At 72.4% G+C, this 11,292-nt stretch carries 10 protein-coding genes and 1 pseudogene; 2 read left to right on the forward strand and 9 right to left on the reverse strand.

From position 1 onward, the window contains the following. Positions 1-47: 47 nt before the first annotated feature. The 7 genes from ABT170_RS16035 to ABT170_RS16065 all read right to left on the reverse strand — a co-directional run bounded on the left by ABT170_RS16035 (position 48) and on the right by ABT170_RS16065 (position 8,526). Positions 48-893 (reverse strand): inositol monophosphatase family protein, encoded by an 846-nt coding sequence (locus ABT170_RS16035; protein ID WP_351867793.1) that lies wholly within the window; start codon positions 891-893, stop codon positions 48-50. A 45-nt stretch (positions 894-938) separates the two neighbouring features. Beyond that, positions 939-2,780, reverse strand: coding sequence for a gamma-glutamyltransferase family protein (locus tag ABT170_RS16040; RefSeq protein ID WP_329946584.1), 1,842 nt, complete (start codon positions 2,778-2,780; stop codon positions 939-941). A 170-nt stretch (positions 2,781-2,950) separates the two neighbouring features. Continuing rightward, positions 2,951-3,907 carry an ABC transporter ATP-binding protein gene (locus ABT170_RS16045; protein WP_351867823.1) on the reverse strand — a complete coding sequence of 319 codons (957 nt, stop codon included), beginning with the start codon at positions 3,905-3,907 and terminating at the stop codon, positions 2,951-2,953. Positions 3,908-3,993: 86 nt separating this feature from the next. Beyond that, a complete protein-coding gene (locus ABT170_RS16050) occupies positions 3,994-5,109 on the reverse strand; it encodes an ABC transporter ATP-binding protein (protein ID WP_351867796.1) in 1,116 nt (371 codons plus the stop codon). After that, entirely contained in the window at positions 5,106-5,996 is an 891-nt protein-coding gene (locus tag ABT170_RS16055; protein ID WP_502970523.1) for an ABC transporter permease, read from the reverse strand. The genes ABT170_RS16050 and ABT170_RS16055 overlap by 4 nt, the downstream gene beginning before the upstream one ends. Continuing rightward, the gene (locus tag ABT170_RS16060) at positions 5,993-6,946 is read right to left on the reverse strand and encodes an ABC transporter permease (protein WP_329946582.1); all 954 of its coding nucleotides are present in this window, start codon (positions 6,944-6,946) and stop codon (positions 5,993-5,995) included. The genes ABT170_RS16055 and ABT170_RS16060 overlap by 4 nt, the downstream gene beginning before the upstream one ends. Next, positions 6,943-8,526, reverse strand: a complete 1,584-nt coding sequence (locus ABT170_RS16065) for an ABC transporter substrate-binding protein (protein WP_351867799.1) — start codon at positions 8,524-8,526, stop codon at positions 6,943-6,945. Before ABT170_RS16065 ends, ABT170_RS16060 begins: the two co-directional genes overlap by 4 nt. 552 nt (positions 8,527-9,078) lie before the next feature. Here ABT170_RS16065 and ABT170_RS16070 point away from each other — a divergent pair. Continuing rightward, a complete protein-coding gene (locus ABT170_RS16070; RefSeq protein WP_351867801.1) occupies positions 9,079-9,774 on the forward strand; it encodes a type 1 glutamine amidotransferase domain-containing protein in 696 nt (231 codons plus the stop codon). A 113-nt stretch (positions 9,775-9,887) separates the two neighbouring features. Here the strand turns inward: ABT170_RS16070 and ABT170_RS16075 are convergent, their stop codons facing one another. Further along, entirely contained in the window at positions 9,888-10,271 is a 384-nt protein-coding gene (locus ABT170_RS16075) for a PhlB family protein (RefSeq protein ID WP_329946780.1), read from the reverse strand. A gap of 126 nt (positions 10,272-10,397) precedes the next feature. Further along, entirely contained in the window at positions 10,398-11,066 is a 669-nt protein-coding gene (locus ABT170_RS16080) for a TetR family transcriptional regulator (protein ID WP_329946779.1), read from the reverse strand. A gap of 145 nt (positions 11,067-11,211) precedes the next feature. On the opposite strand from ABT170_RS16080, the pseudogene ABT170_RS16085 reads away from it, so the two are divergent. Continuing rightward, positions 11,212-11,292 (forward strand): annotated as a pseudogene (locus ABT170_RS16085) (electron transfer flavoprotein subunit beta); the annotation flags it as partial.

Raw genomic sequence — 11,292 nt, forward strand, 5'->3', positions numbered from 1 at the left:
AGGTCCGTCCCGGGCCGGCCGGGGTGGTCCGCCGGTGCCGGTGCGGCTCAGGCTCCCGCGCGCAGCGCGGTCAGGACGCGGGCCGCGGTGGCCTCGTCGCGGGCGGCCGTGAAGGGCAGGTCGTTGCCGCCGGTGATCCGGTAGGGGGCGCCGGAGAGGGTGGCCTCCGTGCCGCCCGCCTCGGTGACCAGGAGCAGGCCCGCCGCGTGGTCCCAGGCGAACTCCCAGTTGAAGGCGACCGCGTCCGACGCGCCGCGGGCCACGGCGAGGTACTCCAGGCCGGCCGAGCCGCAGGGGCGCGCGTCGATGCCGTCGGTGCGCAGGCCCAGCAGCGCCCGCTTCTGGGCGTCGGTGGTGTAGTCGGGGTGGGACATCGCCACTCTCAGGACGGCGTCCGGGGCGGGCGAGCCGGAACGTATCGGCGCTCCGTTGAGCGTGGCACCCCGGCCCCGTACCGCGACGGCCATCTCGTCCCGTGCGGCGGCGTACGTCCAGGAGGCGAGGATCTCGCCCCGGTGCGCGAGGGCCACGAGCGTGCAGAAGCCCGCCTCGCCGCGGACGAACTGCCGGGTGCCGTCGACCGGGTCGACGATCCACACCGGGGCGTCACCGCCCAGCGCCTCGTACACCCTCGCGTCGGCGTGGACGGCCTCCTCGCCGACGACGACCGATCCGGGCAGCAGTGCGGTCAGGGAGGCGGTGAGGTGTTCCTCGGCGAGCCGGTCGGCGGTGGTGACGAGGTCGTGCGGGCCGTTCTTCTCGATGATCTCGTCCGCCGCGAGCTGCCGGAAGCGCGGCATGATCTCGGCGGCGGCCGCGGCGCGGACGGCCGCCTCGACCTCGGTCAGCGGCCCGGTGTCCCCGGCGGTATCGGCCAGAAAGTCATCGATCATGACTCCAGCTAAGCACGCGCCGCCGGGGGCACCTCGGGCGGGCGGTCAGCGGCCGACCGCGTACCCCTGCATCCCGCGCGGATTGGCGGCGGCGGACAGGACACCGGTCCGCGGGTCCCTGGCGACCGCGCACATGCGGCCCTCCGACCAGGCGGCGCCGACCGTGACGTCGTGGCCGCGGCGGCGCAGCTCCGCGACGACCTCCGGGTCCATGCCCTCCTCGACCGTGACGCTGCCCGGACGCATGCCGCGCGGGAAGAAGGAACCGGGGAAACTGTCGTTGTGCCAGTTCGGGGCGTCGATGGCGCCCTGGAGGTCGAGACCGCCGCGGACCTCGGCGCGCAGTGCGACGGCGAGGAAGAAGTGCAGCTGCCACTGGTCCTGCTGGTCGCCGCCCGGCGTGCCGAACGCCATGACGGGGACGCCGTCGCGCAGGGCGAGGGACGGGGTGAGCGTGGTGCGGGGGCGGCGGCCGGGGGTCAGCGAGTTCGGCAGCCCCTCCTCCAGCCAGGCCATCTGGAGCCGGGTGCCGAGCGGGAAGCCCAGCTCCGGCACGACCGGGTTGGACTGGAGCCAGCCACCGCTCGGGGTGGCTGAAACCATGTTGCCCCAGCGGTCGACGATGTCGACATGGCAGGTGTCGCCCCGGGTTCCGCCGTCGGGTGCCACCACCTGCTCACCGGGCTCCGCGCCGTCCTTGGCCACGGTGGGCTCGCCGACTCCGGCCGTCGGGATGCCCATGGCGTCGAAGCCGGACTCGCCGGAGGCGACCGCGTGGGCGTGCGCGCTGAGGACCGGGGTACGGCCGCCGGGGCTGCCGGGGCGCAGCTCCCGTGAGGCGGTGGCGGTGATCAGGGCACGGCGTTCGGCGTTGTACGTCTCCGAGAGCAGTGCGTCGAGCGGTACGCCGGCGGCGTCGCCGTACCAGGCCTCGCGGTCGGCCATCGCGAGCTTGCAGCCCTCGATGAGCAGGTGGACGTAGTCGGCGGAGCCGTACCGGGGCAGTTCGGCGGGGAGCAGGGCGAGCTGCTGGAGGAAGGCGGGCCCCTGGCTCCAGCCGGCCGCCTTGGCCAGGGTCCAGCCGTTCCAGTCGTACGTGGCGGGCGCCTCGTACGACGCGGACCAGCCCGCCAGGTCGGCGGCGGTGAGGGTGCCGGTGTGGCGGTTCCCGCTGGTGTCCTTGGTGGGGACGGCGGCCTGGCGGACGAGCGCCTCGGCGATGAAGCCGGTGCGCCAGATCGCGCGGGCGGCCTCGATCTGCGCGGTGCGGTCCTCGCCGCCGGTCTCCCGCGCCTCCGCTATCAGCCGGCGCCAGGTCGCGGCGAGGGCCGGGTTGCGGAACAGCTCGCCCGGCCGGGGCGACCTGCCGCCGGGGAGGTAGACGTCGGCGGAGGTCCGCCACTCCGTCTCGAAGAGCTCGCGGACGGTCTCCACGGTCTGGCCGACGCGTTCGACGGGGGCGTGGCCGTCCTCGGCGTAGCCGATCGCGTACCGCAGGACCTGGGCGAGGGTCCTGGTCCCGTGGTCGCGCAGCAGCAGCATCCAGGCGTCGAAGGCGCCCGGTACGGCGGCGGCGAGCGGTCCGGTGCCGGGCACCAGGTCGAGGCCGAGGGAGCGGTAGTGCGCGACGGTGGCGCCCGCGGGGGCGGGGCCCTGGCCGCACAGGACCTGTACGTCGCCGTCCTGGGGCGCCAGGATCATCGGGACCTCACCGGCCGGGCCGTTGAGGTGCGGTTCGACGACATGCAGGACGAATCCGGCGGCGACGGCCGCGTCGTAGGCGTTGCCGCCGTCCTCCAGGACGGCCATCGCCGACTGCGAGGCGAGCCAGTGGGTGGAGGAGACCATGCCGAAGGTGCCCTGGAGGGTCGGCCGGGTGGTGAACACGAATGCGGCTCCTTGCTGCGACGTGCGGAGTTCTGGAGTGAGGGGTGCGGAGACGCTCGGGTCTCCGTGGCGGTCGGGTCCGCGGAACCTTCGGTTCTCCGGGACCTTCGGGGTTCTCGGCCGCTGTGCGGATCGTACGTACGCGCCGTCGCGGGATCCGCGGCCGAGGGTCAGGCGGCCGCGTCGGGGGCGGTGCCGTCGACGGTCACGAGGTGGCAGGAGACCTGCCGTCCGCCGGGGATCTCACGCAGTTCCGGCACCTCGGTGCGGCACCGGTCGGTGGCCAGCGGGCAGCGGGTGTGGAAGCGGCAGCCGGGCGGGGGGTCGAGCGGGCTGGGCAGTTCGCCGTGCAGAACGATGCGCTCGCGCGAGCGCTGGAGCACCGGGTCGGGGACGGGCGCGGCGGACAGGAGCGCCTGGGTGTAGGGGTGCTTGGGAGCGGTGAACAGCTCTGCGGTCGGGGCCTGTTCGACGATCTGGCCGAGGTACATGACGGCGATCCGGTCGGCGAGGAACTCGACGGCCGCCAGGTCGTGGGTGATGAACAGACAGCCGAAGCCCCGGTCGCGCTGGAGGTCGGCGAGGAGATTGAGCACGGACGCCTGGACGGAGACGTCGAGCGCGGAGGTCGGTTCGTCGGCGATCACCAGATCGGGGTCGCAGGACAGCGCGCGGGCGATCGAGATGCGCTGGCGCTGCCCGCCGGACAGCTCGTGGGGGTGCCGGTCGGCGTGTTCCGGGCGCAGTCCGACCTGGCCGAGCAGCTGCTCGACCCGGTCCCGTACGGCGGCGCCGCGGGCCCTCCGGTGCAGTCTGATGGGCTCCGCGATGATCTGGCCGATCGTCATCCGCGGGTCGAGCGAGGACGACGGGTCCTGGAAGACCAGGTGGAAGTCCTTGCGCAGGGGGCGCAGGGCACGGCGGGAGAGGTGGGTGACGTCCGTGCCGTTGATGCGGACGGTCCCGGCGGTGGGTTCGTCCAGGCGTACGGCGCAACGGCCGACGGTCGACTTGCCGCTGCCGGACTCGCCGACGAGGCCGACGACCTCGCCGCGCCCGATGGTGATCGAGACCCCGTCGACGGCGCGGACGGTGCCGCCGCCGGATGCGGCGAAGTGCCGTTCCATGGCGCTGATCTCCAGCACCGGGGGGTGCGGGGCGCCTTCCTTGTCCTCGCCGCTTCCGCGCGGTGCGGGGACGGCCTGTGCGGTGGTCACTTTCCGGCCTCCTGGTCGGGTCGCCCGGCCTCCTGGTCGGGTCGCGCGTCGAGGGCGGCTGCCGCTTCGCCGTCGGTGTACGGGTGCCAGCAGGCCGCCCGGTGCGGGGCGTCCGTGCCGGACCGCCGGTCGACGGACCTCAGACCGGGCCGGCCGCCGGTACATCTGTCGTCGGCGCGGGCGCAGCGGGGGGCGAAGGTGCAGGCGTCGGGCTGGCTGTCGAGGCTCGGGACGAGGCCGGGGATCTCGGGGAGCCGGCGCTTGCCCTCGCCGCCGGGACGGAGCACCGCGCCGAGCAGGCCGCGGGTGTAGGGGTGGCGTCCGGAAGCGAACAGGTCGTGGACCGGGGCCTGTTCGACGGCCCGGCCCGCGTACATCACGAGCACCCGGTCGGCGGCGTCCGCGACGACGCCGAGGTCGTGGGTGACCAGGACGATGGCCGTGCCGAGCCGTTCGCGCAGCGACTGGAGGACTTCGAGGATGCCCGCCTGCACGGTGACGTCGAGCGCGGTCGTCGGCTCGTCGGCGATCAGGACGGACGGGTCGCAGGCGACGGCGATGGCGATCATGACGCGCTGGCGCATGCCGCCGGAGAGCTGGTGCGGGTACTCGTCGATACGGCGGGCGGGGGCGGGGATGCCCACGAGTTCGAGGAGCTCCACGGCGCGTGCCCTGGCCTCCTTCTTGCTCAGCCCCTGGTGCCTGCGCAGCACCTCGCCGATCTGCCGGCCGATGGTGAGGACCGGGTTCAGCGAGGTCATCGGCTCCTGGAAGATCATCGCGATGTCCTTGCCGCGGATCTTCTGGAGCTCCTTCTCCGGCGCGCCGACCAGTTCGCGTCCGCCCAGCCTGATCGAGCCGCCGATCCTGGCGGTCGGCGGGAGCAGCCCCATGGCCGCCATCGAGGTGACGGACTTCCCGCAGCCCGACTCCCCCACCACGGCGAGGACTTCGCCGGGTGCCAGGTCGTAGGAGAGACCGTCGACGGCGTGCACGGTGCGGGTGTCGGAGCGGAAGGACACCGACAGGTCGCGGACGCTGAGGACGGGTGCGCGGGCGGCGTCCCGTACGGCTGCGGGCTCGGGTCCGGTCGCGGGAACGGTCTCGGTCATCGGGTCCCTCCACGGGGGTCGAGGACGTCCCGCAGTCCGTCGCCGAGCAGATTGAAGGCCAGCGTCGCCGCGACGATCGCCAGGCCGGGGAAGACCGCCAGCCAGGGCGCGGGGGCCAGGAACGACTGGGCCCCGGAGAGCATCACGCCGAGCGAGGGGTCGGGGGGCTGGACTCCCAGGCCGAGGAAGCTCAGGAGTGCCTCGCCGATGATCGCCGCGGGGATGCCGACGGTGGCCTGGACGATCAGCGCGGAGGTGGCGTTGGGCAGGATGTGCCGGAAGAGGACGGTGACGTCCCCGCCGCCGTTGACGATGGCCGCCCCGACGTAGTCGACGTGTTTGAGCCGCAGGGTCTCGGCCCGGGTGATGCGGATGACGGCGGGGATCTGGGAGATGCCGATGGCGATGGTGGCGTTGGTCAGCGACGGGCCGAGGATCGCGGCGAGCCCGACGGCGAGCACCAGGAACGGGAACGCCAGCATGGTGTCGGTGAGGCGTGACACCGCACTGTCGGCGAACCGGCCGTAGTACCCGCCGAGCAGTCCCAGCGGTACGCCGACGACGAAGGCCAGGACGACGGCGACGAGGCCGACCTGCATCGAGGCGCGGGCACCGTGGACGATGCGGGAGAGCTGGTCGCGGCCGAGGTCGTCGGTGCCCAGCCAGTGTGCCCAGCCGGGTTCGGCCAGGACGTTGCCGAAGTCGGGCTGCGCGGGATCGTACGGGGCGATGAGCGGGGCGAACACGGCGGCGAGGACGAAGACGGCGGCGATGACCGCCCCGGTGAGGGCGAGCCGGTTGCGGCGCAGGGCCCGCAGCTTGCCGCCGCCCCCGCGCCTCCGGGTGGCCGGTGGCGGGGTGGGGAGCACTGTGGTCGCGGTGGTCACCGGGCACCTCCGAGCCGGATACGCGGGTCGATGACCGAATAGACCACGTCGACCAGCAGATTGATGAGGATGTACGCGGCCGAGGTGCAGAGCACCACGGCCTGGAGCGTGGCGTAGTCGCGGGTGAAGACGGCGTCGATGGTCAGCTTGCCGAAGCCGGGCAGGACGAAGATCTGCTCGGTGACGACGGCGCCGGAGATCAGATGGCCGAGCTGGAGGCCGAGCACGGTCACCACGGTGACGAGGGAGTTGCGCAGTGCGTGGCCGCCGATGACGGAGCGCCTGGACAGTCCCTTGGCGCGGGCGGTGCGGACGTAGTCGGCGGAGAGCGAGTCGAGCATCGCGGCCCGGGTCTGCCGCATCACGACGGCGGCGAGTCCGGAGCCGAGCACGATCGCGGGCAGCACCATGCGGCGCAGGTTGTCGATCGGGTCGGTGCCGAAGGGGACGTATCCGGAGGCGGCGAACACCGGTAGGGCGATGGCGAATCCGAGAACGAGCACGATGCCGAGCCAGAACGTCGGGATGGAGAGGCCGATCAGCGCGATGACGTTGGCCAGCCACTCCTCCGGCCTTCCGCGCCGTACGGCGGCCACGACACCGGCGCCGATGCCGACGACGATCGCCAGGAGCAGGGAGAGCGCGGCCAGTTCCAGGGTGACGGGCAGGGCCTGCCCGATGGCATCGGCGACCGGGAGCCCGGTGCGGGAGGAGTTGCCGAGGTCGCCGGTGAGGGCGTGGCCGATGAACCGCCCGTACTGGACCACGACGTTGTCGTCGAGTCCGTAGCTCTCGCGGATCGCGGCGAGCGCCTCGGGGCTGCGCTCCTCCCCGGCCAGCGCGAGTGCCGGGTCGCCGGGCAGCGCCCGGATTCCGGCGAAGACCACGACGCTGACGAGGAAGAGGGTGATCAGGGACTGGCGCAAACGCGTCAGCAGGTATTTCGTCATCGGGTGTACCCCGCAGTCTTGACCCGGACCAGTCCGTCGCCGTAGACGCGGATGCCCGCGACGTCCTTGGTGGCGACGACGTAGTTCTTCTGCCGGTAGAGGTAGATCATCGCGTGGGCGTCCTGGACGCGACGGGTGAGTTCCTCGTAGATCTCGGTGCGCCGGGCCGGATCGGCGACGGTGCGGCCCTGGGCGATCAGTGCGTCGATCCGGGGGTCGCCGAGGCCGTAGGCGTTCATGGCGCCGGCGGTCTTGAGGAAGTTGGACACGTTGCCGTCCGGGTCGAGCCTGCCGGACCAGCCGCTGGTGAAGACGTCGTAGTCGCCCGCGTCGGTCTCCGCGAGCATGGTGGCGTACTCGGTGGGCCGCAGGGTCAGTTCGAAGCCCGCCTCCTTGACCATGGCCTGGAGGACCTGGCCGACGCGCCCCTGTTCGGGGGTCGTGGAGGTCTTCAGCTCGATCCTGACCGGAGTCCTCACCCCGGCCTCCGTCAGCAGCTTCCTGGCCTTCGCGACATCGCGCCGGGGGCAGTCCTCGGGCTTGACGCCGGGGGCGATGGCGGACTGCGGGGAGATCGGGCCGCAGGCAGGTTCGTACATGCCCTGGAAGACGACCTTGTTGATCAGGTCGCGGTCGATGGCGAGTTCGAAGGCCTCCCGGACGCGGACGTCCCGGGCGATCGGGGTGTCGAGCCTGCCGGGCTTCTTCCCGAGGCCGTTCACATTGCCGACGTTGAGGCCGATGCCCTGGTAGCCGAGGGAGGGCGAGTTGAACAGCTGGAGCTTCGGCTCGGTCAGTGCGCTGCGTACGTCGACGGGGCCCATCTGGTCGCCGACCTGGAGGTCGCCGGAGCGCAGGTTGGCGAGGCGGACGTTGCCGTCGGGGATGGGCTTGTAGACGACGCCGTCCAGCCGGACCTTGTCGGCGTCGTAGTAGTGGGGGTCCTTCTCCAGCACGATCCGGTCGCCGCCGACGCGCTCGACGAAGCGGAAGGGGCCGACGCAGGAGGGGTGGTTGGTGAAGTCCTTCCCGTACTTCTCCAGTGCGGCCGGTGACATCACCATCCCGGCCCGGTCGGCGAGTACGCCGGTGAGCGGTACGTAGGGGTGGTCGAGGGTCAGGCTGACGGTGAGCGGTCCGGTGGCCCGGATCCCGGTGACCGGGGCCAGTTCGGTGCCGCGTGCGGATCCGGGGAGATCGCGGTGGCGCAGCAGCGAGGTGACGACCGCTCGGGCGTCGAGCCGGGTTCCGTCGCTGAACGTCAGACCGGGGCGCACCGGCAGGGTGACGGTGCGGCCGTCGGCCGAGACGCCGGGGAGTGCCGCGGCGAGCTGCGGCACGACGGCGCCGTCCTCGTCGATGTCGTAGAGCTTCTCGCACATGCCCGCGAAGACCGTGCGGCCCACAAGGGTCTGGGCAAGGGTGGGATCCAGTTTGTCGGGGTCGGAGTTGAGGGCGACGGTGAGTGTCCCGCCGTCGTGTACGGGCCGTTCATCGGTCTTCCGTACACCGCCGACCTCGGTCGCCGAGGACTGCAACGACGCGCAGCCCGAGGTGAGGGACACCAATGCAACTGCCACCAGGGCAACCGCTTTTCGGCGCACGAGGGCCTACCTCCCGCCAGGGGGTGATCAAGGGAATATCGCAGACCGTATTTCGCATACAGTCCGCAAGGCAAGAGGTCCGCCCACATAGCGGACAAGATTTTCCTGACGATCGGATAACGGAGGGACGCGGGGCAGACACGCCGGACCCGTGCGCCGGAACGACGTACCGACGCGCGGGGTCGGTGCGCCGGACCGGCACGCCGATGCGCGGGGCCGGGGGGCCGGACCGGCACGCCGATGCGCGGGGCCGGGGGGCCGGACCGGCACGCCGATGCGCGGGGCCGGGGGGCCGCGCCGCCCGGACGGGCGCGGCCACCGGGGCGAACCCCTCACCCGCGGGGCGCACCGCCCCCGGGGCCCGCCGCACGGTCGCAGCCCGGTGTTTTACAGGGGGCAAGGACACGCGACTCCCCCGGGAACGGCTCCCCGGGACCGGCAGATCAGCCGCGCCCGCCCCCCACCGGCCGCCGGAGCCGCCTACGGTCGGAGTCGTCAGCGACACCCCGGACCGCGGAGACATGTGACATGGCAAAGATCCTTCTCGTGCTGACCGGCGCCGACCACTGGACCCTGGCCGACGGGACCGAGCACCCGACCGGCTTCTGGGCCGAGGAGGCCGCCGCCCCGTACGAGGCGTTCACCGCCGCCGGCCACGAGGTCGTCGTCGCCACGCCCGGCGGAGTCGTACCGCCCGTGGACCGCGGGAGCCTGGCCCCCGACGTGAACGGCGGCGAGGAAGGCGCCGCCCGCGTCGCCGCGACGCTCGACTCGTTCAGCGCGCTGCGGGAGCCGATCGCGCTGGAGGACGTGGACCTGGACGCCTACGCCGCCGTCTTCTATCCCGGTGGCCACGGGCCCATGGAGGACCTCGCCGTCAGCGCCGCCTCCGGCCGGCTGCTCACCTCGGCCCTGAAGTCCGGCAAGCCGCTCGGAGTCGTCTGCCACGGCCCGGCAGCGCTGCTCGCGGCGGACGGCCCGGACGGCACCAACGCGTTCGCCGGATACCGGCTGACCGGCTTCACCAACGCGGAGGAACGCCAGGCAGGGCTCGCCGACAGGGCGAAGTGGCTGCTCCAGGACCGCCTCGTGGAGATCGGCGCCGACTTCCAGGAAGGCGAGCCATGGGCACCGTTCGTGATCGTCGACCGCAACCTGGTCACGGGCCAGAATCCCGCGTCCTCCGCACCACTGGCCGCCGAACTCCTCAAGAAGCTGGGCTGAAGCCGGACCGGACGACGGGACGGGACGGGACGGGGCGGGACGGGACGGGGCGGGGCGGGGCGGGCGGAAGGGGACGACGGGCAGGGACGGACGGGGACGGACGGGCTGGCGCGTCAGGTCCAGGCGTTGCACGCGGGCGGATCGCAGAGTTCGAAGACGACATCGTCCTCGCCCACCCCGCCCTCGCCCGCCCCCGCGGCGGCGACGGGACGGACCCGCGCACCGGCCGTCACCAGGTGCGGGGCGACACCCACGACACGGCAGCGGAAGACGAAGCCTTCGGAGAACCGCACCAGGGACTCGTTGCGCGCCGCCTCCGTGTAGCGGTGGACGACCGCGGCCCGTACGACGACACCGTCACCGGCGCTGCGCTCGGGTTCCAGGTCGCTCGACGCGCAGACGGGGCACAGCAGCCGCCGGAAGGAGGCGGTGCCGCACCAGCGGCAGCGGTGGTAGGACAGCCCGCACTCCTCGTGCGGCTTCCGGACGGTGCCAATTCCTGACTGGGACACGGCTCTACCCCCTGCGCTCGGATCGCACGCGCCGCACCTCGACGTCGGCGCGTCCGCACCATATGGCACTGAGTGTCGAGACGTAAAGGCACTGAGTGCCTAGTTCTGGACTCACCCCTCGCCCACGACCGCTTCGATCTGCTGCACGACGCGCCACATCGGGGTGCCCCTCGGGGCGACCATGACGATCACCTCGTTGTCGCCGGACGCCACCGCCGTACGTTCGGCCGGGCTCCCCCAGACCTCCCGGACCAGGCCCAGCGCATGATCCACGGCGGCCTCGGGATCACCCGCACCGCCCGAACGCAGCCACTGGCGCAGCCCGTTGTTGTGCGCGGCGACCACCGAAGCGGCGATCACCTCGGCCCGCAGCGCCTCGTCGCCCGTCTCACCGAACCGGCCCCGGAGATGACCGGCCAGCTTCTGCTCGTAGCGGCGCACCACGGAGAGTTCATACGTGCGCAGGCCGGGAACCTCCCGGGTGAGCCGGTAACGCCGCACGGAGAACTCGGGGTTGGCGGCGTACATCCGCAGCACGATCCGGGCCGCGTCGCACACCGCCTCCACCGGATCACTGTCGTCGACGTCCGCCAGAAAAGCGGTCACCTCGGCGAGACAGCTCTCGTGGTCCGGGAAGACCGCGTCCTCCTTGGACGGGAAGTAGCGGAAGAACGAACGCCGTCCGACCCCGGCCCGCGCCACGATGTCGTCCACCGTGGTCTGCTCGAATCCGCGCTCCAGGAAGAGCTGGAAAGCCGCCTGTGCGAGCACCTCCCGCATGGGGGCCTTCTTCTCCGGTCTGCGCGCCTCGGTCATGCGGCGAAACGTAGCACCGGAACGACGCTTTTGGCACTACGTACCTTTACAGAGGGTACTGAGTGCCATAATCTCGTTCTACGAACCACACCCAGGTAGGAGAGCCGGCGTGAGCTTGAGGATCGTTGTCTGTGTGAAGTATGTGCCCGACGCGACCGGTGACCGGCGTTTCGCCGATGACCTGACGGTG

The sequence above is a fragment of the Streptomyces sp. NPDC001787 genome, from assembly GCF_040297465.1.
In the GTDB taxonomy this organism is placed as follows: Bacteria; Actinomycetota; Actinomycetes; order Streptomycetales; family Streptomycetaceae; genus Streptomyces.

What these genes read in the sequence shown, in the direction of transcription:
- ABT170_RS16050 (WP_351867796.1), bottom strand. Translation starts at nt 5,109, where the DNA reads ATGACCGAGACCGTTCCCGCGACCGGACCCGAGCCCGCAGCCGTACGG.
- ABT170_RS16045 (WP_351867823.1), bottom strand. Translation starts at nt 3,907, where the DNA reads ATGGAACGGCACTTCGCCGCATCCGGCGGCGGCACCGTCCGCGCCGTC.
- ABT170_RS16035 (WP_351867793.1), bottom strand. Translation starts at nt 893, where the DNA reads ATGATCGATGACTTTCTGGCCGATACCGCCGGGGACACCGGGCCGCTG.
- ABT170_RS16070 (WP_351867801.1), top strand. Translation starts at nt 9,079, where the DNA reads ATGGCAAAGATCCTTCTCGTGCTGACCGGCGCCGACCACTGGACCCTG.
- ABT170_RS16060 (WP_329946582.1), bottom strand. Translation starts at nt 6,946, where the DNA reads ATGACGAAATACCTGCTGACGCGTTTGCGCCAGTCCCTGATCACCCTC.
- ABT170_RS16080 (WP_329946779.1), bottom strand. Translation starts at nt 11,066, where the DNA reads ATGCGGGAGGTGCTCGCACAGGCGGCTTTCCAGCTCTTCCTGGAGCGC.